Origin of the sequence: Leifsonia sp. 466MF, assembly GCF_900100265.1 — a bacterium.
Lineage (GTDB): Bacteria > Actinomycetota > Actinomycetes > Actinomycetales > Microbacteriaceae > Leifsonia.
In genome coordinates, this window is record NZ_LT629696.1 from 2,009,722 (window position 1) to 2,034,448 (window position 24,727).

23 protein-coding genes are annotated in these 24,727 nt (G+C 71.1%); 6 read left to right on the forward strand and 17 right to left on the reverse strand.

Features of this window, described 5'->3' with window-relative positions; genetic code table 11:
* Window positions 1-36: 36 nt before the first annotated feature.
* Complete coding sequence (locus tag BLR91_RS09610; RefSeq protein WP_231918873.1) at window positions 37-1,311, reverse strand: DNA polymerase IV; 1,275 nt, start codon at window positions 1,309-1,311, stop codon at window positions 37-39.
* Between the two features lie 130 nt (window positions 1,312-1,441).
* Here BLR91_RS09610 and BLR91_RS09615 point away from each other — a divergent pair, with 130 nt between their 5' ends.
* Window positions 1,442-2,446: an aldo/keto reductase family protein gene (locus BLR91_RS09615; RefSeq protein WP_089875505.1), complete on the forward strand. Its 1,005-nt coding sequence runs from the start codon at window positions 1,442-1,444 to the stop codon at window positions 2,444-2,446.
* A 15-nt stretch (window positions 2,447-2,461) separates the two neighbouring features.
* Here the strand turns inward: BLR91_RS09615 and BLR91_RS09620 are convergent, their stop codons facing one another.
* The 4 genes from BLR91_RS09620 to BLR91_RS09635 all read right to left on the reverse strand — a co-directional run bounded on the left by BLR91_RS09620 (window position 2,462) and on the right by BLR91_RS09635 (window position 4,814).
* Complete coding sequence (locus BLR91_RS09620) at window positions 2,462-3,190, reverse strand: hypothetical protein (RefSeq protein ID WP_089875504.1); 729 nt, start codon at window positions 3,188-3,190, stop codon at window positions 2,462-2,464.
* Between the two features lie 78 nt (window positions 3,191-3,268).
* Complete coding sequence (locus BLR91_RS09625) at window positions 3,269-3,481, reverse strand: hypothetical protein (protein WP_231371044.1); 213 nt, start codon at window positions 3,479-3,481, stop codon at window positions 3,269-3,271.
* 166 nt (window positions 3,482-3,647) lie between these two features.
* Window positions 3,648-4,421 carry a YidC/Oxa1 family membrane protein insertase gene (locus BLR91_RS09630; protein WP_089875503.1) on the reverse strand — a complete coding sequence of 258 codons (774 nt, stop codon included), beginning with the start codon at window positions 4,419-4,421 and terminating at the stop codon, window positions 3,648-3,650.
* A 90-nt stretch (window positions 4,422-4,511) separates the two neighbouring features.
* A complete protein-coding gene (locus BLR91_RS09635; RefSeq protein ID WP_018190737.1) occupies window positions 4,512-4,814 on the reverse strand; it encodes a DUF6412 domain-containing protein in 303 nt (100 codons plus the stop codon).
* Between the two features lie 98 nt (window positions 4,815-4,912).
* Between BLR91_RS09635 and BLR91_RS09640 the strand changes: the two genes are divergently transcribed.
* Both BLR91_RS09640 and BLR91_RS09645 read left to right on the forward strand, forming a co-directional pair.
* Complete coding sequence (locus BLR91_RS09640) at window positions 4,913-5,575, forward strand: SDR family oxidoreductase (RefSeq protein ID WP_089875502.1); 663 nt, start codon at window positions 4,913-4,915, stop codon at window positions 5,573-5,575.
* A 10-nt stretch (window positions 5,576-5,585) separates the two neighbouring features.
* The gene (locus tag BLR91_RS09645) at window positions 5,586-7,331 is read left to right on the forward strand and encodes a long-chain-fatty-acid--CoA ligase (RefSeq protein WP_089875501.1); all 1,746 of its coding nucleotides are present in this window, start codon (window positions 5,586-5,588) and stop codon (window positions 7,329-7,331) included.
* A gap of 15 nt (window positions 7,332-7,346) precedes the next feature.
* Here BLR91_RS09645 and BLR91_RS09650 read toward each other — a convergent pair whose 3' ends face one another.
* The 12 genes from BLR91_RS09650 to BLR91_RS09705 all read right to left on the reverse strand — a co-directional run bounded on the left by BLR91_RS09650 (window position 7,347) and on the right by BLR91_RS09705 (window position 21,606).
* The gene (locus BLR91_RS09650; protein ID WP_089875500.1) at window positions 7,347-7,883 is read right to left on the reverse strand and encodes a PaaI family thioesterase; all 537 of its coding nucleotides are present in this window, start codon (window positions 7,881-7,883) and stop codon (window positions 7,347-7,349) included.
* A 46-nt stretch (window positions 7,884-7,929) separates the two neighbouring features.
* Entirely contained in the window at window positions 7,930-8,850 is a 921-nt protein-coding gene (locus BLR91_RS09655) for an oxygenase MpaB family protein (protein ID WP_089875499.1), read from the reverse strand.
* A 10-nt stretch (window positions 8,851-8,860) separates the two neighbouring features.
* Window positions 8,861-9,415, reverse strand: coding sequence for a YbaK/EbsC family protein (locus tag BLR91_RS09660; protein ID WP_089875498.1), 555 nt, complete (start codon window positions 9,413-9,415; stop codon window positions 8,861-8,863).
* Between the two features lie 4 nt (window positions 9,416-9,419).
* A complete protein-coding gene (locus BLR91_RS09665) occupies window positions 9,420-9,992 on the reverse strand; it encodes a GNAT family N-acetyltransferase (protein ID WP_089875497.1) in 573 nt (190 codons plus the stop codon).
* Between the two features lie 8 nt (window positions 9,993-10,000).
* Window positions 10,001-11,521: an Asp-tRNA(Asn)/Glu-tRNA(Gln) amidotransferase subunit GatB gene (gatB, locus tag BLR91_RS09670; protein WP_089875496.1), complete on the reverse strand. Its 1,521-nt coding sequence runs from the start codon at window positions 11,519-11,521 to the stop codon at window positions 10,001-10,003.
* On the reverse strand, window positions 11,521-13,068 hold the full coding sequence (gene gatA / locus BLR91_RS09675; protein ID WP_018190729.1) for an Asp-tRNA(Asn)/Glu-tRNA(Gln) amidotransferase subunit GatA: 1,548 nt from the start codon (window positions 13,066-13,068) through the stop codon (window positions 11,521-11,523). The genes gatB and gatA overlap by 1 nt, the downstream gene beginning before the upstream one ends.
* Window positions 13,069-13,074: 6 nt before the next feature.
* The gene (gene gatC, locus BLR91_RS09680) at window positions 13,075-13,386 is read right to left on the reverse strand and encodes an Asp-tRNA(Asn)/Glu-tRNA(Gln) amidotransferase subunit GatC (protein ID WP_018190728.1); all 312 of its coding nucleotides are present in this window, start codon (window positions 13,384-13,386) and stop codon (window positions 13,075-13,077) included.
* Window positions 13,387-13,451: 65 nt separating this feature from the next.
* The gene (locus tag BLR91_RS09685) at window positions 13,452-15,209 is read right to left on the reverse strand and encodes an alkaline phosphatase family protein (RefSeq protein WP_089875495.1); all 1,758 of its coding nucleotides are present in this window, start codon (window positions 15,207-15,209) and stop codon (window positions 13,452-13,454) included.
* Window positions 15,210-15,262: 53 nt separating this feature from the next.
* On the reverse strand, window positions 15,263-16,564 hold the full coding sequence (locus tag BLR91_RS09690; protein WP_089875494.1) for an alpha/beta hydrolase: 1,302 nt from the start codon (window positions 16,562-16,564) through the stop codon (window positions 15,263-15,265).
* Window positions 16,565-16,799: 235 nt separating this feature from the next.
* Window positions 16,800-19,058 carry an NAD-dependent DNA ligase LigA gene (ligA, locus tag BLR91_RS09695; protein ID WP_089875493.1) on the reverse strand — a complete coding sequence of 753 codons (2,259 nt, stop codon included), beginning with the start codon at window positions 19,056-19,058 and terminating at the stop codon, window positions 16,800-16,802.
* Between the two features lie 148 nt (window positions 19,059-19,206).
* Entirely contained in the window at window positions 19,207-20,307 is a 1,101-nt protein-coding gene (gene mnmA / locus BLR91_RS09700) for a tRNA 2-thiouridine(34) synthase MnmA (protein WP_172823203.1), read from the reverse strand.
* A 117-nt stretch (window positions 20,308-20,424) separates the two neighbouring features.
* Window positions 20,425-21,606, reverse strand: coding sequence for a cysteine desulfurase family protein (locus BLR91_RS09705; protein ID WP_089875491.1), 1,182 nt, complete (start codon window positions 21,604-21,606; stop codon window positions 20,425-20,427).
* Between the two features lie 45 nt (window positions 21,607-21,651).
* Between BLR91_RS09705 and glgX the strand changes: the two genes are divergently transcribed.
* From glgX to BLR91_RS09720, 3 genes are read left to right on the forward strand one after another with little or no spacing between them, the layout of a single operon-like run.
* On the forward strand, window positions 21,652-23,730 hold the full coding sequence (glgX, locus tag BLR91_RS09710; RefSeq protein ID WP_089875490.1) for a glycogen debranching protein GlgX: 2,079 nt from the start codon (window positions 21,652-21,654) through the stop codon (window positions 23,728-23,730).
* Window positions 23,730-24,218 carry a Cys-tRNA(Pro) deacylase gene (gene ybaK, locus BLR91_RS09715; protein WP_089875489.1) on the forward strand — a complete coding sequence of 163 codons (489 nt, stop codon included), beginning with the start codon at window positions 23,730-23,732 and terminating at the stop codon, window positions 24,216-24,218. The genes glgX and ybaK overlap by 1 nt, the downstream gene beginning before the upstream one ends.
* Window positions 24,215-24,700, forward strand: coding sequence for a GNAT family N-acetyltransferase (locus BLR91_RS09720; protein WP_089875488.1), 486 nt, complete (start codon window positions 24,215-24,217; stop codon window positions 24,698-24,700). Before ybaK ends, BLR91_RS09720 begins: the two co-directional genes overlap by 4 nt.
* The last annotated feature ends 27 nt before the right edge of the window (window positions 24,701-24,727 follow it).

Below are 24,727 nucleotides of genomic sequence, written 5' to 3' on the forward strand. Positions count from 1 at the left end.
AGCGTAGCCCCCGGCTTCCCGTGCGACCAGGCCCGTTCAGTCGCTCACGTACTTCGGGTTGCGGCCGTCGCGCTCCTCCTCGTCGGCGTCGCGCGCACGGCGCACCAGGGAGGCCGGTCCGATCATCCCGCGGCCGAACCGCGCGCTCACCGCGTCGAGGGTGCGCTCGGTCTCGCGCCACTCCTCATCCGGGTCCCACAGGGCGACCGCGTCGCCGCCCGCTTCGAGCAGCTGCTCTGCGCGGACGCCGATGAGCCGCAGCGGCGTCTGCCGCACGTCGAGGTTGAGGGCGCCGAACACATCCCACGCCTCCTCGAACAGGCGCCTGCCGACGTTGGTCGGCTCCGCCAGCGTGCGCGACCGCGTGATCGTCCGGAAGTCGGAGAACCGCACCTTGATCGACACCGTGCGGGCGATCATCGCGTGCTTGCGGAGCCGCTCGCCGACCCGGCCCGACAAGCGCAGGAATTCGCGGCGGAGGACGTCCAGGTCGCCGACATCCGTTCCGAAGGTGTTCTCGTGGCCGATGCTCTTCTCGCGCGACTCGGTGACGATGCCGCGGTCGTCCCGGCCGTTCGCGAGCTCGTGGAGCTTGCGGCCGCTCGCGTCTCCGACGGCTTTCTGAAGCACGTGCAGCGGGGCGTCCGCGAGGTCGCCGACCGTGAGCAGCCCCATCCGCTCCAGCGACGCCTGCGTGCTCGCACCGACGCCCCACAGCGCGCCCACCTGGAGCGGGCGGAGGAAGGCGAGCGTCTCGGAGCGCGGGATGACCAGCAGGCCGTCCGGCTTGGCGCGGCCCGAGGCGAGCTTCGCCATGAACTTCGTCGCCGCCACCCCGACCGAGCAGGTCAGCCCGGTCTCCTCCTGCACCCGCGACCGGATCAGCTCGGCGATGCGGCGCGGCGACCCGAGCAGGCGGCGGGCGCCCGACACATCGAGGAACGCCTCGTCGATGCTGAGCGGTTCCACCAGCGGTGTGACCTCCCGGAAGATGTCCATCACCTTCGCCGAGTACTCGGTGTACCGGTCGTAGTGGGGCGGGAGGATGATCGCGTTCGGACACAGCCGGAGCGCTTGCGACATGGGCATCGCGCTGCGCACGCCGTACCGCCGCGCCTCGTAGGTCGCGCTCGTCACGACGCCGCGGCCGCCCGCATGCCCGACGATCGCCGGCTTGCCGCGGGCGTCGGGGCGCTCCAGCAGCTCGACGGACGCGAAGAACGCATCCATGTCGACATGCAGGATGGCGGACTCCGAGTCGTCGACGTCGGCCGCGCTCACCTGCCGCTGGCTGCCATCCGCTCGTCCCACGACTCCAGCTTCTCACCCGCCGCCGACACGCGGGACCCTCCTCCGCCGAAGTGCACGTCGTGGCGCCTAAAACCGGCGAATAGCGACCACGACGTGCACTTCGCGGACTCGGCGACGTACGTTTGGGGGCATGGAATTCAGGTACCTCGGCAACAGCGGTCTCAAGATCTCGGAGATCATCTACGGCAACTGGCTCACCCACGGCTCGCAGGTCGAGAACGACACGGCGACCGAGTGCGTGCACGCCGCCCTCGACGCGGGGATCACGACGTTCGACACCGCGGACGCGTACGCCAACACGGTCGCGGAGCAGGTGCTCGGCGACGCCCTGAAGAGCCAGCGCCGCGCCTCCCTCGAGATCTTCACCAAGGTCTACTGGCCGACGGGCCCCAAGGGCCACAACGACGTCGGGCTCTCACGCAAGCACATCCTCGAATCGATCGACGGATCGCTGCAGCGCCTCGGCACCGACTACGTCGACCTGTACCAGGCGCACCGGTATGACCACGAGACCCCACTCGAGGAGACGATGCAGGCGTTCGCCGACGTCGTCCGCGCCGGCAAGGCCCTCTACATCGGCGTCAGCGAGTGGACGGCCGACCAGCTGCGCGCGGGACACGCGCTCGCCAAGGAGCTCAACATCCAGCTCATCTCGAACCAGCCGCAGTACTCGATGCTGTGGCGCGTCATCGAGAAGCAGGTCGTGCCCACCTCGGGCGAGCTCGGGATCTCGCAGATCGTCTGGTCGCCGGTCGCCCAGGGCGTGCTCACCGGCAAGTACAAGCCGGGACAGCAGGCACCGGAGGGCAGCCGCGCGGCCGACGAGAAGGGCGGCGCCGACGCCATCCGCGGATTCATGCGCGACGAGGTGCTGACCGCGGTGCAGGGACTCCAGCCGATCGCGGACGAGCTCGGCATCACCATGGCGCAGCTCGCCGTGGCGTGGGTGCTGCAGAACCAGAACGTGTCCGGCGCGATCGTCGGCGCGTCGCGCCCGGAGCAGGTGCGGTCGAACGCCGCGGCCGCCGGCGTGCGTCTATCCGGCGACATCATGGGACGCATCGACGAGGCCGTCGGCGACGTGGCGCAGACCGACCCGGCGCTCACCGTCTCCCCCGCCAAGCGCCCGGCCTGATCCGCCGCTCGGGCGTCAGACGAGGGCGGCGACCAACGGGCGCAGCCAGTCGCGGAAGGCGACGGAGTCGTTTCGCAGCGACGCGCTGACCACGACCGTGTGCGGGCCGACGATCCAGGTGCCCTTCTCGGCGAGCGGGAGCACGTCGATGTCGAGCCGGAAGTACCCGGCCTGACGCCGGAGCTCGTGCTCGCGCTCCCGGACGACGTCGACGATGTCGGCGGCACGGCGGGCGTGGTGCTCGGCGCTGTCCACCAGGTACTCGGCGTGCCGCGCGGTCGCCCACCCGGCGGCCGCCTCGTAGTGGGCGATCACCGCATCCTGCAGCTCGATCACCCGGTCGAACGCCTCGAAATGCGGAGGCCGCAGCAGTGGCGCCGTGAGCCGGCGGTGCCGGTCGGCCGCCACCTCGAACCACGCCTCCCACTGCCGGGCGAGGGCGGCAGCGCCATCCTCCCGCGCCGTATCCGGGTCGGCGGCGGGCGCAGCCGGTCGTCCGGCGGGACGAGCGGGATGGATGAACGGAGCCGGCCGCGTGCGCGGCACCGGTGCGGATGCACTACGCCCGTCCACCGCCTCCGCCCGCCCGGAATGCAGCACCGGGAGCACCGTCGGCTCGAGTCGCGGAAGCGCGGGCTCCACCCGGCCGTGGAGACCGGCGAGCTCGCGCACGGCGAGGGCGACGAGCAGGTCCCACGGGCAGTCCTCCGTGACCTGCCATCGAAGGGTGCCCTCGACGAACATGCCGACATTGTAGGTTCGCGGCGCGCCGGGAGGTAGTGGGTGCCGAACCGGTTCAGCGGAGCGGCAGGATGCGGGACCTCAGCGGTCGTACGGTTCCTCGGCCACGAGGAGCGACGCCGGGATGATCGCCGTCTCGTACGGTCCGCGTCCGTCGCGTCGGTGCTGGGGCTCGAAGAACGACACCGTCCACGTCGTCAGGCCGTCCTGCGGCCCGTAGACGTTGCGCAGCCCGCGGTCGCCCGGCGCGATGATCACGCCCGTCGGCTCGCCGATCCAGTCGTCCGACGACACAGGATCATGCTCACGGACGTAGACCTGCACTCCGACGCCAAGCCCGGGACTGCGGCGGCCCGTGGTCTCCGGGCTCCCGCCCGTCGCCGATCGATCACCGGATGCGCGTCTCCACATGCCGTCCATCGTGCCACCCCCGGGCTGTGCGACCGCTCAGTGCTTGCGGTCAGTGCGACGTCGTCGGCCGCGTCGAACCCCCTGCGCGGCGCGCCGGGTCGAGAAGCCGGCGCAGCGTCCACCGCTCGGCCACCGTCCACGTCGTCGACGTGAGGATGTAGACGGCGGCCGCCAGCGGGACGAACGCCGCGAAGACCACGGTCACATAGGGCAGGAACGACAGCGCGCGCAGCATCCCGACCGGTGCCGTCGAACCTTCCGGCTGCGGCAGCGTCAGCACCCGTCGGGACACCGTGGTCACGATCGCGATCAACGCGAGGACGCCGAAGTAGACGAGGATCCCCGGCCAGACCCCGGCCCCCGCGCCGGTGAGCCCGACGAAGCTGGTTCCGAGCGGCGCCCCGAAGGCGTGCTCCCCGAGCAGCGTGTTGGCGTGCCCGGCGATGGTCGGATGCGTGAACACGGCGTACAGCAGCGTCACGACGGGGATCTGCGCGAGCAGCGGCAGCATCCCGGCGAACGGCGACACCTGCTCCTCGCGGTACAGCTCCATCGTCTTCTGGGCGAGCGTCTCGCGGTCGCCCTTGTGCCGGCGCTGCAGCTCGGCGAGGCGGGGAGCGATCCGCCGGCGGCTGTACTCGGCGCGCACCTGGCTGACGCCGACGGGGATGAGGACGACGCGGACGAGCAGCGTCAGGACGACGACGGCGACGAGGCCGGCGGCGGTTCCGGCGATCGGTTCGACGGCGGTGGAGAGAGCGGTGACGAGGCTGTATGCCCCGTCGAGGAGGGCCGCGATGGGCGGCCAGGAGAAGAAGTCCATGAGTGTGTGATCCCTGCGATTCGGACGGATGCGGACGCGTCTGGTCGCGAAGGCGCCGCCGTCCGCCCGGTGGCGGGATACGGGGTGCGGTTACGCGGCCGGCAGGGAGACGCCGGGCGCTCTGGGGCGCGGCCGGCCGTCGGCGTCCGGAGCCGACTGACTCTCGGCGAGCCATCCCGCGACGGGGAGGATCGGCCGGGACCACGCGGAGCGCACCCGCAGGGAGGCGGCGAGAGCCGCCACCGACCGGAGTGCCGCTGCGGCGACGACCGCAACCAGGCCGAGGGCACCGGCCACACCGGCCAGCGCGACGACGCCGGCGGGGCTGCCGCCGCCGAGCATGCCGAGCGCGGACGCGAAAGCGCGTCCGAGGAGCTCGAGCAGGGCGGTCATGCAGACGACGGTAACAGAGCCCGGCCCGAACGCCGAGAGCGTTCGCGCGAGGCGGACGCGTGTCGCCTCCCGCCGATGCTCGGTGGAAGGATGGGGTCATGACTCGAGTCGCGATCATCGGAGCCCACGGAAAAGTCGCCCAGCAGCTCATGCGGGTGCTCTACGACCGCGGAGACGACTTCGTCGGCGTCGTCCGCAGCGACGAGCACGCCGAGGATGTCTACCGCCTCGGCGGCCTCGGGGCGCTGGTCGACATCGAGAAGGCGGACGCCGACACCCTCGCCGAGGCGATCCGCGGCTGCGACGCGGTCGTGTTCACCGCCGGGGCCGGAGCGGGCTCGGGCATCGAACGGAAAAGGACCGTCGACTACGGCGGCTCCGTGAAGTCGCAGGAGGCGGCCGCGAAGGCGGGCATCCGGCGGTTCGTGCAGGTCTCGGCCTGGGGCGTCGACGCTCCGGTCGACGACGCCGACCCGGTCTGGAAGGCGTACGTCGAGGCCAAGCGCGACGCCGACACGGCGCTCCGCGCCTCCGGGCTCGACTGGACCATCCTCCGCCCGGGCGGCCTCACCATCGACGAGGGCACCGGACGGATCACGCTCGGCGACAGCGTTCCGCGCGGCAGCATCGCCCGCGAGGACGTCGCCACCCTCATCGCCGTCGTGCTCGACGAGCCCGCGGCGATCGGCCGGCAGTGGGAGGTCATCGGCGGCGACACCCCGATCGAGGACGCCGTGCGGGCGCAGGTCGCCTCCGCGTAGGCTTGCCGCCGTGACCACCGACAGCGCGACGAGCGACGGAGCCGCGACCGCGGGCGCCGAGCACCTCCCGTACAGTACGAAGCCCTGGATCGCCGGCTATGCGCCCGGCGTCCCGGCCGACGTGGAGGTGCCCGCCGGGTCCCTCTCGCACCTCATCGACGAGTCGGTGAAGACGTACGCCAAGCACGTCGCCCTGGAGTTCTTCGGCGCGACCACGACGTACGCCGAGCTGGGCGACCAGATCGCGCGCGCCGCCGAGGGCCTGCGGAAACTCGGCGTCTCGAAGGGCGACCGGGTCGCGCTCGTGCTGCCGAACTGTCCTCAGCACGTCGCGGCGTTCTACGCCGTCCTGCGCCTCGGCGCCGTGGTCGTCGAGCACAACCCGCTGTACACGCCGCGCGAGCTCCGCCACCAGTTCGAGGACCACGGCGCGACCGTCGCCATCGTCTGGGACAAGGTCGCCGCCACCGTGCAGGACCTCCCCGCCGACCTCGGCGTCACCACGATCATCTCCGTCGACCTCACCCGCGCGATGCCCGCCTCCAAGCGGTTCGCGCTGCGGCTCCCCGTCCCGGCGGCGCGCAAGGCCCGCGAGCAGCTGACCGCGAAAGTGTCCGGAACGATCTCCTGGGATTCGCTGGTCGCCTCCCGCCGGATCGCGAAGTCCTCCCCGCGGCCGGAGCGTGACGACCTGGCCCTCATCCAGTACACCTCCGGCACCACCGGCACACCGAAGGGCGCCATGCTCAGTCACGGCAACCTGAACGTGAACGCGGCGCAGTCCCGCGCCTGGGTGCCGACCATCGAGCGCGGCACGTCGGTCGTCTACGCGGTCCTCCCCTTGTTCCACGCGTACGGGCTCACCCTCTGCCTCACCTTCGCGATGAGCATGGGGGCGCGGCTGGTGCTGTTCCCGAAGTTCGACCCCGACCTGGTGCTGGATGTGGTGAAAAAGCACCCGGCGACCTTCCTGCCCGCTGTCCCTCCGATCTACGAACGGCTGGTGCAGGCGGCCGAGAAGCGGAAGGTGTCCCTGTCGGGCATTCAGATCGCGATCTCGGGCGCCATGAGCCTGCCGCAGGGCATCGTCGACCTCTGGGAGCACGAGACCGGCGGCTACCTCGTCGAGGGCTACGGCCTCTCCGAGTGCTCGCCGGTGCTGATGGCGAACCCGGTCGGCGCCACCCGCCGCGAGGGCACGGTCGGCCTCCCGCTGCCGAGCACGGAGCTGCGCGTGGCCGACCCGGACGACCCCTCGGTGGACCGCCCGTTCGGCGAGGAGGGCGAGCTGCTCGCGCGCGGTCCGCAGGTTTTCTCCGGCTACTGGCGGAAGCCCGACGAGACCGCCAAGGTGTTCTCCGACGACGGCTGGTTCCGCACCGGCGACATCGTGACGATGGATGAGGACGGCTTCGTCCGCATCGTCGACCGCATCAAGGAGCTCATCGTCACCGGTGGCTTCAACGTGTCGCCGACCGAGGTGGAGGACGCCCTGCGCTCCTTCCCGGGCGTCGCCGACATCGCCGTGGTCGGGCTCCCCCACCGCCGGGGCGGGGAGGACGTGGTCGCCGCTGTCGTGATGGAGCCCGGCGCATCCTTCGACGAGGAGGCCATCCGCGCATTCGGCCGCGACTGCCTCACCCCGTACAAGGTCCCGAAGCATGTGGTGCAGGTGGACGAGCTGCCGCGCTCGATCGTCGGCAAGGTCATCCGCCGCAAGGTGCGCGACCAGCTGCTCGCCGCACAGGCGAGATAGCCGCGCGGTCGGGCGTCAGCCGCCGATCGGGAACACCAGCAGCGAACCGGTCGCCGTCGCGACCGTCTTGCCCGCAGCATCCGTGATGACTCCGTCGGCGAAGGCGACGCGGTTGCCGGGCTTCGTCACGGTCGCGGTGCAGGTCAGTGGACCGGTCCCCGCGTGCACCGGGCGCAGATAGTTGACCGTGATCTGGATGGATGTGTACCCCTGACCTTGCGGCAGCGTCGTCTGCACGGCGCAGCCGAGCGCGGAATCGAGCACGGTGCACACGAACCCGCCGTGCACCGTCCCGATCGGGTTGTAGTGCGACTCGTCCGGCTCGCACACGAACGTGGCCGTGCCCGGGTCGGCTGCGACCAGCGTCATGCGCATCAGCTCGGTGATGGGAGGCGGCGGCAGCTCGCCGCGCAGCATCGACCGGAGGTACTCCAGCCCGGTCATGCTGGGCATCCGGGCGACGCCCGGAGCCGGGTCCTCCCAGTGGACGGTGCGAGTGCGGGTCTGCGTCTCGGTCTGGGTCTGGGTCTTCTCGGCGCCGGCGTCGCTCATGCCGTCATCCTCGCACGCGCGGCGCCCGCAGGTCAGGCTGCGCGGGTCAGGCCGCGCCGAGCCGGGCGAGCCGTCGCCGTGCCGCCAGCTCCGCCTGCGGCTGCGGACCGAGCAGAGTGCGGGCCCCGGCGAGCACCGCGGAGGTCGCACCGTGGAGCGGAAGCACGCGCTCGGCCGCCGTGGTCGGCAGCCCGAGGAGGTCGCGGTGCCGCGGTTCGAGCGTGGACACGGCGGCACGGAACACGATGCGGTACGACGGTCGCAGCGTGCGGCGGAGCGGAGCCCGGCGGATGAACCGCACGATCTCCTCGACCTCCGGACCACCGCGCAGCTCCCCCGCGTCGCTGACCGCGTCGATCTCGGCCCGCAACGCCGCTGCGGATCGCGGAGCATCCGGCACCCCCATGAGCTCCGCCGCCGTGGCCCACTCGGCCACGTAACCGTCCGCTCCGCCCGAGATGGGACCGCCCCAGTGCTCGTGCGCCGTCAGGAACGCGTCGGTGAAGGCGAGGTGCACCCAGCGGGCGAGGTCGGGGTCGTTGGCCGAGTACGGCCGCTCGACGCCGTGCCCGTCGACGTAGGTGCCGGAGACCCGGCGGTGCAGGGACCGCACCATCTCACTCCCCGCGACGGCCTGTCCCCGGCTGCCGAACGTGACGGTGTGGATCCATTGGATGGTCCCCGCAAGCCGGCCGAGCGGGTCCTCCCGGTAGCGGGAGAAGTCGCGCACTCCGGCCAGCGCGCCCGGGTGCAGGGCCTGAAGCAGAAGGGCGCGCACCCCGGCGACGAGCGTCGGCATGCCGCCGTGCACCGCCCAGGCAGCGCTGTCGGGACCGAAGAAGCCCTCGTCCTCGCCGTCCTCCAGCCGCAGGATCCAGGCCGGCACCTCATCCGATCGCCCGGCCAGGGTCTCGATCAGACGTGAGCGGACAGGTGCGAGCACCCGTTCGACGGCGGCTCCGATCATGCGGCCACGCTCATCCCGGGATCTCGAGGCCCAGACCGTCGATGACCTGCGCGTCGGGCAGCTCCCCGAGCAGGCGGCCGGGGAGAAGGATCTTGGAGCGGCGGACGCCGGACCCGATGATCACCACGCCGTCGTCGATCACGCGCGCGTCGACGAGCACCGGCCAGCCGGCGGGAAGGCCGATCGGGGTGATCCCGCCGTACTCCATGCCGGTCAGCTCCACGGCGCGGTCCATCGGCAGGAAGGACGCCTTGCGCACGTCCAGGAAGCGCTTGACGGTGTTGTTGACATCCGCCCGGGTGGTCGACAGGACGACGCACGCGGCGATCCGCTCCACGCCCTCGCGCTTGCCCGCGACCACCACGCAGTTGGCGAGGTCGGCGGCATCCAGACCGAACTGATCGCGCGTCGCGGACGTGTCGGACACGTCGGGGTCGATCTCGACGATGCCCACCTCGTCCAGCCAGCCGAGCGCCTCGAGCGCTTCGAGGGTGGCCGGAGCGAGGAGGTCGGTGCGGGAGGAGGCCGGTGCGGAGGTCAGACCCCCGAGAGTGAAGACGCCCATGCGCCTACTCTGCACGCGTCGCCTGGGAGTCCGCAAACAGCTCCGGTGCCGGGGCCGCCGGGCCCAGACGCTTGTACATGATCGTCGTGCCGCCGAGCAGTCCGGACGGGCGGACGGCGAAGTCCGGGATGCTGCCGACCGCGCTCCAGCCCCACCGGCGGTACAGCGTCTCCGCCAGGCTGCCGGTCTCCGTGTCGAGCACGAGGAGGGTCAGCCCGGTCTCCTGAGCGTGCCGTTCGAGCGCCGCCATCAACGCGGGAGCGACACCGCGGCCTCGGGCGGCGGGATGCACCATGAGCTTGACGACCTCCCCGCGGTGAGGGCCGTTCGGCTTCGGGGAACGCAGTAGCGTGATCGTGCCGACGGTGCGCCCGTCCGGCTCGCGGGCGACCCAGGTCGCGGCTCCCGCATCCGCGAACAGCGCGCGCCACCAGGCGGTCGCCTCCTCGGGCGACGGCGGTACGATCCAGCCGACGCTCGCGCCGCCCTCCACCGTCTCGGCGAGCACGGCGGACAGTGCGGAGGCGTCGGCTTCCGCACTCTCCGCCGTCACCCGTTCGACGAGGATGCCGCCCACGGGCCTGGCTACTCCGTTGCGCTCGCGCGCTCGAGCACCAGCTCGCGCACGCGTGCCGCGTCCGCCTGGCCGCGCATGGCCTTCATGACGGCGCCGATGACGGCTCCGGCGGCCTGCACCTTGCCGTCGCGGATCTTCGCGAGCACATCCGGCTGCGACGCCAGCGCCTCGTCGATGGCCGCGATCAGCGCGCCGTCGTCGGAGACCACCGCGAGGCCGCGGGCATCGACGACCTCCTGGGGCCGTCCCTCCCCCGCGATGACGCCCTCGAGCACCTGGCGAGCCAGGCGGTCGGTGAGCGTCCCCGCCTCGATCAGTGCGGCAAGTTCGGCGACGTTCTGCGGGCTGACCAGCGTTCCCGCCGGAACGTTCTGCGCGTTCGCGAGGCGGGCGATCTCGCCCGTCCACCACTTGCGGGCGGCGGCGGGGTCGGCGCCGGCGGCGATCGTGGCCTCGACCTCGTCCAGAAGGTCGGCGTTGGCGACGTCCTGGAACTCGAGAGCCGTGAAGCCCCACTCGGCGGTCAGGCGCTTGCGGCGCAGCGACGGCTGCTCAGGGAGCGTGCCACGGAGCTCGTCGATCCACTCGCGGGCCGGGGCGACCGGCACGAGGTCGGGCTCCGGGAAGTAGCGGTAGTCGTCGGCGTCCGACTTGGGGCGGCCGGCGCTCGTCGTGCCGGAGTCCTCGTGCCAGTGGCGCGTCTCCTGCACGATGGTGCCGCCCGCCTCGAGGATCGCGGCCTGGCGCTGGATCTCGTAGCGGACCGCCCGCTCGATGGAGCGCAACGAGTTCACGTTCTTCGTCTCGGTGCGCGTGCCGAGCTCGGTCGACCCACGGCGGCGGAGGGAGACGTTGGCGTCGCAGCGCACGTTCCCCTCCTCCATGCGGGCGTTCGAGACGCCGAGCGCCTTCACGATGTCGCGGATGGCGCGCACATACGTGCGCCCGACCTCCGGCGCGTCCGCCTCGGCGCCCTCGATGATCTTGGTGACGATCTCGACCAGCGGCACACCGCCGCGGTTGAAGTCGACCAGCGAGTAGTCGGCGCCCTGGATGCGGCCGGTGGCGCCGCCGACGTGGGTCAGCTTGCCCGCGTCCTCCTCCATGTGCGCGCGCTCGATCTCGATCGTCAGCTCGCGGCCGTTCTCCAGCTCGATGGTGATCGACCCGTCGTGCGCGATCGGCTCGTCGTACTGCGAGGTCTGGAAGTTCTTGGCCAGGTCCGGGTAGAAGTAGTTCTTCCGCGCGAACCGGCTCGACTCGGCGATGTCGCAGCCGAGGGCGAGGCCGAGCCGGATGCTCGACTCGATGGCCTTCTCGTTCACCTGCGGCATGCCGCCCGGGAGCCCGAGGCAGGTCGGGCAGGTGTTCGTGTTGGCGCCAGAACCGAACTCGTTGGCGCAGCCGCAGAACATCTTGGTCTTGGTGTTCAGCTCGACGTGGACCTCGAAGCCGAGAACGGGCTCGAACAGTTCGAGCGCCTTCTCGTAGTCCATCAGCTCTGCTGTGTGGGCAGTGGCGTTCGCCATCAGACGGCTCCCTCTTCGCTCGCGAACATCTCGGTGGCGCTCAGATCCGGCGCCTGGCTGAGCAGTGTGCCGCCCCACTTCTGCTCGAGCAGCTGCTCGAGCGCCGCCCCGAACGTGTAGAGGCGGGCATCCGCACGGGCGGGCGCCATCAGCTGCATGCCGACCGGCAGCCCGTCCTCCGGTGCGAGGCCGATCGGCAGGCCCATGCCCGGAACGCCGGCGAGGTTCGCCGGGATGGTGGTGATGTCGTTCAGGTACATCGCCATCGGGTCGTCGATCTTCTCGCCCAGCTTGAAGGCGGTGGTCGGCGCGCTCGGGCTGACCAGCACATCCACCTTCTCGAACGCGGCGGAGAAGTCGCGCTGGATGAGCGTGCGCACCTTCTGCGCACTGCCGTAGTAGGCGTCGTAGTAGCCGGCGCTCAGGGCGTAGGTGCCCAGGATGATGCGCCGCTTGACCTCCGGGCCGAAGCCGGCGTCGCGGGTCGCCGCCATCACGCGCTCGACGGTCACCGGCGGGTCGGCCGGGTTGACGCGCAGACCGAAGCGCACCGAGTCGAAGCGCGCCAGGTTGCTCGAGGCCTCCGCCGGGAGGATCAGGTAGTACGCCGAGACCGCGTACTCGAAGCTCGGAGCGCTGACCTCGACGATCTCGGCCCCGGCGGACTCGAGCAGAGCGAGCGCCTCGTCGAAGCGCTGCTTGACGCCCGACTGGAAACCGTCGCCGGCGATCTCGCGGATGACGCCGACACGGACGCCCTTCAGCGCCCCGTCCCGGTGTCCGGCGCGGGCGGCATCGGCCATCGACGGCCAGGTGTCGGCCAGCGAGGTGGAGTCGAGCGGGTCGTGACCGGCGATCACGTCGTGCAGTAGGCCGGCGTCGAGCACGCTGCGGGACACGGGGCCTACCTGATCGAGCGAGCTCGCCAGGGCGATCGCGCCGTATCGGCTGACGCCGCCGTACGTCGGCTTCACGCCGACCGAGCCGGTCACCGCGGCGGGCTGGCGGATCGAGCCGCCGGTGTCGGAGCCGAGCGCGAGCGGGGCCTCGAAGGCGGAGACGGCCGCGGCCGAGCCTCCACCCGATCCACCGGGGATGCGCTCCAGGTCCCACGGGTTGCGGGTCGGGCCGTACGCCGAGTGCTCCGTCGAGGAGCCCATGGCGAACTCGTCCATGTTCGTCTTGCCGAGCGGCACGAGGTCGGCCTCACGCAGCCGCCGGACGACGGTGGCGTCGTAGGGCGGGATCCAGCCCTCGAGGATCTTCGAGCCGGAGGTCGACGGCATGTCCTCCGTCGCCAGGACGTCCTTGATCGCGATCGGCACACCGGCGAGCGGGCCGAGCGGGTCGCCCGCCGCGCGGCGGCCGTCGATCTCGGCAGCCGTGCGGATCGCCTTCTCGCCGGCGACGTGCAGGAACGCGTGCACGTCCGCGTCGACGGACTCGATGCGGTCGAGGTGGGCGCGGACGGCCTCGACGGAGGAGACCTCGCCCGCGGCGAGCTTCTCGGCGAGGGCGGAGGCGGAGAGCCTGATCAGGTCGGTCATGTCGTCCTACTCCTCGTCCAGGATGGTGGGCACCTTGAAGCGGTCGCCCTCGCGCTCGGGAGCACCGGACAGCGCCTGCTCAACGGTCAGCGACGGCCGGACCTCGTCCTTCCGGAACACATTGGTGAGCGGGAGCGGGTGGCTGGTCGCCGGGACGTCGGGCCCGGCCACCTCCTGGACCTTCGCGACGGACTCGACGATTTGGCCGAGCTCCTTCGTGAGGCTCTCGAGCTCTTCCGGGCTGAGGTCGATCCTGGCGAGGTTCGCCAGGTGCGCGACCTGCTCTGCGCTGATCTCGCTTGCGCTGGTTTCAGACAAGGTGCGTCTCCGTGGATTCGGTGTTGGGGTGACGGGAGCTCGCGTCGCGGCCCGCCCTATCGATTCTAGGGCGCGCCGAACAGCCCGCGCCCCAGCCCGTTGACCGCTTGGTACGCCTCCTTGTAGGTCCGCGGCACCGCCGCGCCCGGCGCGCCGTAGCGTGCCATCAGCAGACCGACGAGGCCGATGCCCGGCGGGCTGAGCGGACGGTCCTCGTCCTCCGGCGCCGGTGCGTCGGACTCCGGGTTCGCCGGGAGGTACTGGGGATGCGTGTCCGGCCAGGTGCCCGGCTGCCGCGGGGTCGTGCGGTTGATCGCGTTGTCGATCGTCCTGGCGCCGCGGTCGCGCTCGGTGAGGTGCCTCATCCCGAACTTCTTGCACAGTGTCGCGACGACCGCCGAGTGGTGCATCTCCTCGTGGATGATCGTGTTGCGCGCCGTGTACGCCGAGATCGCGATGGCGGGCACACGCACGCCGAGACGGTCGAAGCCGAAGCCGTTCTCGCCCGGGCCGCTGTCGTCCGGCGGAGTCGCCGGACCCGGCGGGACGTGGTCGTAGGTGCCGCCGTGCTCGTCGAACGTCACCAGCAGCAGGGTGTTGAGCGCGTTGGAACCCTTCGCGCTGCGCGCGGAGCGGATGGCCGAATAGACCTTGTGCAGCAACAGGTCGCCTGCGCGCACGTCGGAGATCGCGCCTCCGACGACGACCTCGCCGGCCACGTCCTCCCCCGTCATCGGGCCGCCCGGGGGATGCATGTCGTTGTGGTCGTAGAGCAGCCGCGGTTCGACGAAGGCGTAGTCCGGCAGGGTTCCCTCGGCCGCATCCGCGTAGAACTGCGACATCGTGCGGAAGTGCGTCTTCCAGTAGGGCTCCAGTGCGGGGGCGTGGATGAATCCGGTCAGGGAGATCAGCTGCCGGTCGTCGAAGTAGACCCGCCAGCTCCGCCCCGCCTCCTCCAGCCGGTTGAAGATGGTCGGCGCGTCGTTCTTCGGGTCGAACCACTTGCGCAGCCCCTCGGCGCCGCCGTTGTCGACGTACCCGTGCGAGGTGGACGCGTTGAAGAACGACCGGTTGCAGAACGTCTGCGAGGGCACGGCGCAGTGCCAGTCGTCGTAGACCGCGAATTGGCGCGCCAGGGTCGAGAAGACCGGGAGCATGTCGGGCGAGAAACCGCCCATCACGCGACGGTAGTCGTCCACCGCCGGTTCGCGGCCGGTGTCCTTGCGGAGCACGCCCATGTAATCGCGCACGAAGCCGCGCATGGCCGGGCGCGCTCCCGGAGGCGGTGCGTTGTAGGGCGGCTGCATCTCGCGCAGGCGCGCATCGGCGTTCGACGGCGGGTCGACGATGTCGTAGAGCTGCGTGTTGACGTGCGGGTAGACCTCGCCGGGGTCGGGCGACGGCTGGCGCATCACGAAGTCGGTGGTGCCCTGGTAGATGTGCGCGGGGATGTCGGGCCCGCCCGCCGGGTCCGGGTTGCTGTAGTCGCCGAACGCCAGCCCCTCGAACCGCTTGCCCTTCGGCAGGGTCTCGTCGTCGTAGAGATGGCCGAGCAGGTTGTCGAAGGAGCGGTTCTCGTACATCAGCACGACCAGGTGGTCGAACCCCGGCCCGTCGCCGCGCGGAGGAAGCGGCGGGTACTCCTCGCCCGACTCGTCCGCGGTCGGAGAGGTGCGGCCCGCTGCCGCGCCGAGACTCGCGCCCGCCGCACCGCCGGCCGCGCCGCCCGCGACCGCACCGGCGGCCACCAGGCCGGCGCCCTTCAGGAAGGCGCGGCGGCTCGATCCCCGCTGTGTGGGGGAAGGGTCGTCGTCCGGTCGCATCCCATCCATTATGTGCTCCGCCGCCGACAACGGGGCGGAGGCTCAGGATGCGGTCAGCGCGAGGAGGCCGCGACGGCCTTCGGGTCCGAGGCGCCCGACGTCGTCCCGCTGATCACCAGGTCGCCGCGGTCGATGCCGATCATGGACAGGTTGCGCATGCACTCGGTCCCCGCGGTGAAGTACTCGTTGTGACCGGTCGACCCGGCCAGCGACGCATGCGTCAGCGGGTCGACGGCGCCGCCCACCCCCATCGGCTTCGCGCCGTACCCCGGCGAGCCGGGGTCACTGCCGAAGAAGGCGCTGTTGACGATCGGATCCATCGGGGCCTCGCCGACGAAGACGTTCCCGTTGCTCACCGCGAGTCCGGCGACCGACTGCGCGGCACTCCCCGGCGATCCCATCAGCGCCAGCGCATCCACCGTGACGGTGTGCCGTTCGAGCGCCATCAGGGCGGCCGTGGAGCCGTAGGAGTGGGCGAAGACGCTCAGGTACGGCTGGTCGGCGCCGCGGAGCGCCCGGATGCCCTCGAGCGTGCGCTCCAGGCTGTCGGCGCCCTGCTCCGCCAAGGCGGTCCCGCCGATGTTGGTGAGCACGGGCGTCTGGTAGCCGATCCACGCGACGACGGCGACGCCCGGCGCTCCCCCGTTGCCGCGCGGACCGAGGACGCGGCGCAGGAACCCGGTCTGCAGGTCGTACTGCTCCTGGGCGACCTTCGCCCACGACTCGATCTGCTCGCCGACGGACATGTACATGCCGGGCACCAGCACGCTCACGTACTTCGCCGTGCGGATATCGCCGACGACGATCGCGGCCTTCGCGTCGGCCGACGGGTCGAGGGTCACCAACGTCCGCTTGACCCCGTCGTGCTTCGAGAGCGCGGTCGAGACGTTGTGCAGGGTGTCGAGCTGGCGCTGCAGGGCCACACGCTCCGCGCGCCCGTGCTCCGTCTTGAGAGTCTTGGTGATGCTCGCCATCGTCTGCTTGAGGTCGACGGTGTTCGCGCGACCCCGGACGTCGTACGGGACGCCCTCGAGGTTGCCGATGACGTGCGGTGCGGCCTCGATCAGCGCCTTCTGCTTGTCGGGGTCGATCAGGTTCCAGAGGCGGCTCACATCCACCGCCGCCGGGGCGTCGAGGAGGAGCGCGTCGAGCTTCGCGCGGTTGGCGTCCAGGAAGGACGGCAGAGCCGAGGCGTCCACGCTGGCGATGGCGCCGAGGAATGCGGTCGACGCGGAGCGGGCCGCAGGGCCGGCGGGGACGTCGGAGACGGGGCCGGAAGCGGAGGTGTTCAGGGCCGGGACGGACGCGTACGAGACCGCCGAGATGGGTGCCGTCGGGGTGTCTGCGGGCAGCACGGAAACCCCAGTCAGTCCGGAGACCGCCGAGGTAACAGTGAGAACAGCTGCAAAGCCGACCAGCACTCCGTCCGGGTCCCTCCGAGAGCGAGCGAGCTAAGCCCTTTTGCGTGTGCGTCCGGGGGGAGCGCACATATTGACTCTACCCATGAACGGGTGGCCGACGGCGAGCCGTTCTACCCCCGATTCAGGGGGAGAATTTCTCTCCTGTCCGCGAGAAGGAGGACCGAAAACGTCACAAATCGAGTGCTGCGGGCCCTTCTTCGACCAGCGTCTTGAATTGGGCGGCGTCGATGATGCGCACGCCGAGCTCCTCCGCCTTGGCGAGTTTCGACCCCGCACCCGGCCCCGCAGCGACGAAATCCGTCTTCTTCGAGACACTGGATGCCGCCTTGCCTCCCGCGGCGATGATCGCCTCCTGGGCACCCTCCCGGGTGAAGCCCTCGAGCGACCCGGTCGCCACGATCGTGAGGCCCGCGAGCACGCCGCCCGCGTCATCCACTCGGCCAGGACCGGGGTGCCCCGGCGTGGTGAACTGCACGCCGTCCGCGGCCCATTTCTCCACGATCTCGCGGTGCCAGTCGACCTCGAACCAGGCGAGGACGGCGTCCGCGATGATGCCGCCGACGCCATCCACCGCGGCCAGCTCATCGCGCGAGGCGGACCGGATCGCGTCGAGCGATCCGAAGTGGTTCGCGAGCGCGCGGGCCGCCACCGGGCCGACGTGGCGGATGTTCAGGGCGACCAGGATGCGCCAGAGCGGCTTCTCGCGGGCCGCAGCGAGGTTGGCGAGCAGCTCGACCGCGTTCTTGGACGGGACGTACAGTTCGTCGCCGAAGAACTCCTCCGCGGCCGGGTCGAACTCGCCGTCCTTCTTCTGGCGGCGACGGCGGAACGGAGTGTCTACCTTCTCCTCCCCCGCGTCGGTCAGTTTCGGCAGCCCGGTCTCCGAATCCCGCACCACGACCTCGATCGGGAACAGGTCGGCGAGGGTCAGCCCGAACAGCCCGGCCTCCGTCGGGAGCGGCGGCTCCGCGGGGAAGCGCGGCTGGGTCAGTGCGGCGGCCGCGACCTCCCCGAGCGCCTCGATGTCGAGGGCGCCGCGCGAGCCGATGTGCTCGACACGGCAGCGCACCTGCGCCGGGCAGAACTCGGCGTTGGGGCAGCGCAGGTCGATGTCGCCCTCCTTGGCGGGCGCGAGACGCGTGCCGCACTCGGGGCAGTTCTCGGGCATGACGAACTCGCGCTCCGTGCCGTCGCGCAGCTCGACCACCGGGCCGAGGACCTCGGGGATCACATCCCCCGCCTTGCGCAGCACGACGGTGTCGCCGATGAGGACGCCCTTCGCCTTGACGACCTCCTGGTTGTGCAGGGTGGCCTGGCGCACCTCGGACCCGGCGACGCGCACCTTCTCCATGACGGCGAAGGGCGTCGCCCGGCCGGTGCGACCGACGCTGACGACGATGTCGAGCAGCTTGGTGTTCACCTGCTCCGGCGGGTACTTGTACGCGATGGCCCAGCGAGGCGCACGGCTGGTGGCGCCCAGCTCGTCGTGCAGCGCCAGCTCATCCACCTTGATGACGATGCCGTCGATCTCGTGCTCGACCGCGCCGCGGTGCTGGCCGTAGTACTCGATGAACTCATCGACCTTCTTCAGCTCGTCGACGACCCGGTAGTGCGTTGAGGTCGGGAGGCCCCATCCCTTCAGCAGGTCGTAGACCTTCGACTGCGCATCGACGGGCGGGTTGTTCCAGGCGCCGATGCCGTGGACGAGCATGTGGAGGCGGCGCAGGCGGTTGCGCATGAGTTCCAGCTGCGCGGGGTTCTTGCCCTCGGCCTTCTGCCGGAGCGAACCGCTCGCCGCGTTGCGGGCGTTGGCGAACACGCGCTCGCCCGCTTCCTGCTGGTGCGCGTTGAGCTCCTCGAACTCGGCCACCGGGAAGAAGACCTCGCCACGCACCTCCACGAGCGCCGGGGGGTCGTCGGTGGCGAGTCGAGCCGGGATCGCCGGGATCCAACGGATGTTCTCAGTCACGTCCTCGCCGACCACGCCGTCGCCGCGGGTGGCCGCCGTGACGAGCACGCCGTTCTCGTAACGCAGGTTGATCGCCAGGCCGTCGATCTTGAGCTCGCACAGGTAGTCGACGCGCCGGCCGGCGTCACGCTCGACCTTCGCAGCCCACGCCTCGAACTCCTCCAACGAGAAGACGTTGTCGAGGCTCAGCATCCGCTCGGCATGCTGCACCGGCGCGAACAGGGTCGTCTGGGCGCGGCCGCCGACCGTCTGCGTCGGGCTGTCCTGCGACTGGAGCTCCGGATGCAGCCGCTCCAGCTCTTCGAGCCGCCGCATCATGCGGTCGTACTCCTCGTCGCTGACGAGCACCGTGTCGCGCTCGTAGTACGCGTCCCGGAGTTCCAGGATGCGTGTCGTCAGCTGCTGCGCCTCGGCTCGCGCTTCCGCGAGCTGGTCGTCGGTCGTCGTCTCGATCGCCACCCCCCAAGCTTATTCGCGACCCCCGACGCCGCGGCCTCCGCCCTCCGTCTCCCCCCGCGGCTTCCGCCCACCGTCGAGTCCGCAAACTTTGCACGCGAAACGCCGTCGCAGCGTGCAAAGTTCGCGGACTCGACGGCGGGGCGGAGGGTCAGGCGGGGACGGCGGAGACGGTGCGGTCGATCGTGGTCTGGCCGAGGACGCGGGTGCCGACGTAGACGACGGCGGTCTGGCCGGGGGCGACGCCGTTCAGGGGCACATCCGGGCGGATGAGGAGCTCGCCGCCGGTGACGGACGCGACGGCGGGCACCGGGTCGGCGTGCGCGCGGATCTGCACCTCGCAGGCGAACGGCGTGGACGGGTCCGCTGGCGGCATCCCGGCCCAGGTGAAGCGAGAGCCGGCGATCTCGGCGATGTCGAGCGCCTCGCGCGGGCCGACGACGACCGTGTTCTCCTTCGGCCGCACCTCCAGGACGAACCGCGGGCGGCCGTCCGGAGACGGGTAGCCGACGTTGAGGCCCTTCCGCTGACCGACCGTGTAGGCGTGCGCACCCTCGTGCGTGCCGAGCCGGTTGCCCTCACGGTCGACGATGTCGCCCGTCGCGGTGCCGACGCGCTCGGCCAGCCAGCCGCGGGTGTCGCCGTCGGGGATGAAGCAGATGTCGTGCGAGTCCGGCTTGTTCGCGACGCTCAGGCCGCGCGCGGCGGCCTCCGCCCGCACCTCCGCCTTCGACGGAGTCGCGCCGAGGGGGAACATCGCGTGCGCCAACTGCTCGGCGGTCAGCACGCCGAGCACGTACGACTGGTCCTTCGCCCACGCGCTCGCTCGGTGCAGCTCGCGGTTGCCGTCCTCGTCGGTGACGATGGCCGCGTAATGGCCGGTGCAGACCGCGTCGAAGCCGAGGTCGAGCGCCTTCTCGAGGAGCGCCGCGAACTTGATGCGCTCGTTGCAGCGCATGCACGGGTTGGGCGTCCGGCCCGCCGAGTACTCCGCGATGAAGTCGTCGACCACGTCGAGCTTGAAGCGCTCGGAGAAGTCCCAGACGTAGTACGGGATGCCGATGATGTTCGCGGCGCGCTGCGCATCCATCGAGTCCTCGATCGTGCAGCAGCCGCGGCTCCCGGTGCGCAGCGTCCCGGGCATCCGGCTCAGCGCCAGGTGCACTCCGACCACGTCATGCCCCGCTTCGACGGCCCGCGCCGCCGCCACTGCGGAGTCGACACCACCGCTCATCGCCGCCAGAACTTTCACCCGCCGATTCTACCCGCCGCCCACCACGCGAGAGATTTGCGCCAAATCTCGGTTATCGCCGCCGCATAACGACGATTTGCGCCAAATCTCGGTCCACACGGACGAGGACGGCGGACGCTAGCGGCCGAGGCGCGGCGCCCGCTCCGCGAGTCCCGCGCGCGATGCCTGCGCGTACGCGCCCGGGAGGGCCGCGAGCAGCGCATCCACGTCGGCGTCCGTCGACCCGCGCCCCAGCGTGAACCGCAGGGCGCTGCGCGCCTCCGTCTCGTCGCGTCCCATCGCGAGCAGCACGTGCGACGGCTCCGGGATGCCCGCCTGGCACGCCGAACCGGTCGACACGGACACACCCGCCAGATCGAGCAGGAACAGCAGCGAGTCGCCCTGCGCCCCGGGGAAGGTGAAGTGCGCATTCGAGGTGACCCGCTCCCCCGACACCGGATCCGGCCCGCTGAGCACCGCCTCCGGCACCGCCGCGCGCACACCCGTGATCAGACGGTCGCGCAGCGCGGAGAGCCGCGCCGTCTCCGCCTCGCGCTCTGCCTCCGCCAGCCGGGCGGCGGTTGCGAACGACACGGCCGCGGCGACGTCCTGCGTCCCGCTGCGCACCTGCCGCTGCTGACCTCCTCCGTGGATCAGGGGGACGACGGTGGATGCGCGGCTCAGCACGAGCGCCCCGATCCCCACCGGTCCGCCGATCTTGTGCGCCGAGACGCTGAGCGCATCCACGCCCAGCCCGGCGAAGTCGATGGCCAGGTGCCCGTACGCGGCCACCGCATCCACATGCACCGGGACGCCCGCCGACCGCGCGGCCGCTGCGAGCGCCGAGACGGGCTGGATGGTGCCGACCTCGTTGTTGACCGCGAGGAAGGTCAGCAGAGCCGCGTCGTCTCCCGCGATCCGCTCCGGCACGAGGATGCGGCCGTCACCGTCGAGGGGCAGCCACGAGATCTGGGCTCCCTCGGCGCGCTCCAGCCACTCGACGGTGTCGACCGTGGCGTGGTGCTCCCCTCCGGGGACCAGGATGCGCGGCCGGCGCGCCCCGTCGTTGCGTGCCCAGAACATGCCCTTGATCGCGAGGTTGATCGCCTCCGTGCCGCCGGAGGTGAACACCACCTCGATCGGGTCGGCGCCGAGGGTGGCAGCGACGGTCTCGCGGGCCTCCTCCAGCATCCGCCTGGCCTGCTGCCCCTGACTGTGGATGCTCGACGGGTTGCCGACGACGCCCATGGCCTCGGTGTAGGCGGCGATCGCCTCCGGGCGCATCGGCGTGGTGGCGGCGTGGTCGAGGTAGACCGGCACGGTGCCCTCCGAAGTATCCAGGCGTGTGTCACTACTCTAGATCGCATGACCTCGACCGATCCCCTGCGCAACCTGGGTGTCCGTGTCGGGCCGCACGGGGGTGAGCTGAGGGTCTTCTCGGCCAACGCGGATGCCATGGAGCTGTGCCTGTTCGACCAGCACGACCCGGATTGGCTGGTCAAGACCGTGCCGATGACCCGGGATGCGAACAACGTCTGGGTGGGCCGCTCGCGCTCGCTCACCGTCGGCAGCCGGTACGCCGTCCGCGTTTCCGGCCCACAGGCGCCCGGCAACCTGTTCGACCCCGAGGCCCTGCTCATCGACCCGTACGCGCGCGGCCTCCTGCACGTGAGCTCGGACGGCTGGCGTTCCGTCGTCGTGGCCGACGGCTTCGACTGGGGCGATGCACGCAAGCCCGGCACCCCCCTCGACCACACGGTCATCTACGAGGCGCATGTGAAGGGCATCAGCCGGCTGAACCCGTCGGTTCCCGAGGAGCTGCGCGGCAGCTACGCCGGGCTCGCGCACGAGTCGACCATTGCCTACCTGAAGGATCTGGGCGTCACCGCGGTCGAGCTCCTGCCGGTTCAGGCCTTCGTGTCGGAGCAGCGCCTGCAGCAGGAGGGCCTCACCAACTACTGGGGCTACAACACTCTGAACTTCTTCACGCCGCACGGCCCGTACGCGTCGCGCGCGGCGCAGGCAGCCGGCCCGGAGGCCGTCCTCGCCGAGTTCAAGGGCATGGTCAAGCTGCTGCACCTGGCCGGCATCGAGGTGATCCTCGACGTGGTCTACAACCACACGGCCGAAGAGGGCATGGGCGGTCCGCGGACCAGCTTCCGCGGCATCGACAACGCGACCTACTACCGGCACGACGAGACCGGCGCGTACATCGACGTGACGGGATGCGGCAACACGGTCGACTTCGGCAATCCGGTCCCGCAGCGGCTGGTGCTCGACTCGCTCCGCTACTGGGCGAACGAGATGCAGATCGACGGCTTCCGGTTCGACCTGGCGGCGACCCTCGGGCGCGGCACGGACGCGTCGTTCCATCGCGACCATCCACTGCTCCTCGCCGCGGCCGCCGATCCGGCACTCCAGGGGGTCAAGCTGATCGCCGAGCCGTGGGATGTGGGGCTCGGCGGATGGCAGACCGGCAACTTCCCCGGGCCGTCCGACGGACACGCCGGCTGGTCCGAGTGGAACGACCGCTACCGCGACCGCGTTCGCAACTTCTGGCTCGCCGACATCGCCGAGGCCCGCCGCAACGGGCAGGCGCCGGTCGGCATCGGCGGGTTCGCCACCCGGTTGGCCGGCTCCTCCAACACCTTCTCGCCCGAGCGCGGACCGCTCGCCTCGGTGAACTTCGTCACCGCGCACGACGGCTTCACCATGGCCGACCTCACCGCCTACGACGTCAAGCACAACCTCGGCAACGGTGAGAACAACCGCGACGGAACCGACAACAACCGGTCGTTCAACCACGGCGTGGAGGGCCCGACGACGGATGAGGCCATCCTGCTCATGCGCGGCAAGGCGATCAGGAACCTGCTGGGCACGCTGCTGCTCTCCGCCGGCGTCCCGATGATCACCGCGGGCGACGAGTACGGACGCAGTCAGCGCGGCAACAACAACGCGTACTGCCAGGACAGCGAGCTCACCTGGCTGAGCTGGCTGCGCACACGCGAGCAGCGGGAGCTGTACGACACCACGAAGCGGCTGCTGCAGCTGCGGCGCGAGAACCCGGCGCTCCGCCCGAGCCGGTACGCCGTCGACGGCCAGACGACGCCCAACGCCAGCCACATGGACTGGTACGACGCGACGGGTCAGCGCATGGACGACGAGGACTGGAACTCCCCCGAGAACCGAACGCTGCAGTACCTCGCGGCGTCGACGCCCGACAAGGAGGAGTTCAACCGCATCCTGCTCATCGTGCACGGTGTGGAGGACGACGTGGAGGTGTCGCTCCCTGCGGCTCCCGGCGTCACCTCGTACCAACTGCTGTGGGACTCGGCGACCGAGGTCCCGATCCCCGAGGACGCGACCGAGTTCGCCCCCGGCGACACGCGACTCGTCGGAGGCACGTCGATGCAGCTGTACCGGGCGAACGGACCGCGCGTCTGATGGCCCGGCAGAAGGCGCCGGCGGGGACTCCGGCGACTGTTGCGCTGACCGCTGCGGGCATCCCCTTCACCGCGCATCCGTACGAGCACGACCCGGCCGCGCCGTCGTTCGGACTGGAGGCGGCGGAAGCACTGGGCGTCGAGCCGGACCGCGTGTTCAAGACGCTGCTGGCCGACACGGACCTCGGACTCGTCGTCGGCGTCGTCCCGGTCACCGGGATGCTCGACCTCAAGGCGCTCGCGGCCGCGGTCGGCGCCAAGCGGGCGACCATGGCCGACCCGGCGGTCGCTGAGCGCCGCACCGGATACGTGGTCGGCGGGATCAGCCCGATCGGTCAGAAGACGCGCCACAGCACGGTGGTGGACGAGACGGCGCAGCTGTTCGACACCGTCTTCGTCTCCGGTGGCAAGCGCGGCTTCGATGTGGAGCTCTCCCCCGACGACCTGCTGCGCGCGACCGACGGAACCTTCGGGGCGATCGCGAAATGACCGCGGTGACGGTGCGACGGGCGACCGTCGACGACGCGCGTGGCATCGCCGAGGTGCACGTCACGGCGTGGCGCGAGGCGTACGCCGGACGGATGCCTGCCGACTTCCTCGCCTCCCTCGATGTCGATCGCCGCGCCGCCGGCTGGACCCGCATCCTGGAGCGCGGCGAGACCGACGCCTTCGTCGCGGAGCGCGACGGCACGATCGTCGGCTGGGCGACCGCAGGTCGAGGACGCGACGACGACGCGCCGCGCGACCGCGAGCTGGAGGGCATCTATCTGCTCGCGAGCGCCTACGGCTCGGGGGCTGGCCAGCAGCTGCTCGACGCCGCGGTCGGCGACGCACCCGCATACCTCTGGGTCATGGACGGCAACGGCCGGGCCGAGGCCTTCTACCGCCGCAACGGCTTCACCCGCGACGGCGCGACCATGACGCATCCCGCCGGCGACGCCACCATCCTCGCCGTCCGCATGACGCGCTGAGGTCTTCCAGCCGTCGCCCCGCCATCA

What these genes read in the sequence shown, in the direction of transcription:
- glgX (WP_089875490.1), top strand. Translation starts at nt 21,652, where the DNA reads ATGACCTCGACCGATCCCCTGCGCAACCTGGGTGTCCGTGTCGGGCCG.
- BLR91_RS09720 (WP_089875488.1), top strand. Translation starts at nt 24,215, where the DNA reads ATGACCGCGGTGACGGTGCGACGGGCGACCGTCGACGACGCGCGTGGC.
- BLR91_RS09635 (WP_018190737.1), bottom strand. Translation starts at nt 4,814, where the DNA reads ATGACCGCCCTGCTCGAGCTCCTCGGACGCGCTTTCGCGTCCGCGCTC.
- gatB (WP_089875496.1), bottom strand. Translation starts at nt 11,521, where the DNA reads ATGGCGAACGCCACTGCCCACACAGCAGAGCTGATGGACTACGAGAAG.
- BLR91_RS09685 (WP_089875495.1), bottom strand. Translation starts at nt 15,209, where the DNA reads ATGCGACCGGACGACGACCCTTCCCCCACACAGCGGGGATCGAGCCGC.
- BLR91_RS09660 (WP_089875498.1), bottom strand. Translation starts at nt 9,415, where the DNA reads ATGGGCGTCTTCACTCTCGGGGGTCTGACCTCCGCACCGGCCTCCTCC.
- gatA (WP_018190729.1), bottom strand. Translation starts at nt 13,068, where the DNA reads ATGACCGACCTGATCAGGCTCTCCGCCTCCGCCCTCGCCGAGAAGCTC.
- BLR91_RS09655 (WP_089875499.1), bottom strand. Translation starts at nt 8,850, where the DNA reads ATGATCGGAGCCGCCGTCGAACGGGTGCTCGCACCTGTCCGCTCACGT.
- BLR91_RS09650 (WP_089875500.1), bottom strand. Translation starts at nt 7,883, where the DNA reads ATGAGCGACGCCGGCGCCGAGAAGACCCAGACCCAGACCGAGACGCAG.
- BLR91_RS09630 (WP_089875503.1), bottom strand. Translation starts at nt 4,421, where the DNA reads ATGGACTTCTTCTCCTGGCCGCCCATCGCGGCCCTCCTCGACGGGGCA.
- ybaK (WP_089875489.1), top strand. Translation starts at nt 23,730, where the DNA reads ATGGCCCGGCAGAAGGCGCCGGCGGGGACTCCGGCGACTGTTGCGCTG.
- BLR91_RS09615 (WP_089875505.1), top strand. Translation starts at nt 1,442, where the DNA reads ATGGAATTCAGGTACCTCGGCAACAGCGGTCTCAAGATCTCGGAGATC.
- BLR91_RS09620 (WP_089875504.1), bottom strand. Translation starts at nt 3,190, where the DNA reads ATGTTCGTCGAGGGCACCCTTCGATGGCAGGTCACGGAGGACTGCCCG.
- BLR91_RS09640 (WP_089875502.1), top strand. Translation starts at nt 4,913, where the DNA reads ATGACTCGAGTCGCGATCATCGGAGCCCACGGAAAAGTCGCCCAGCAG.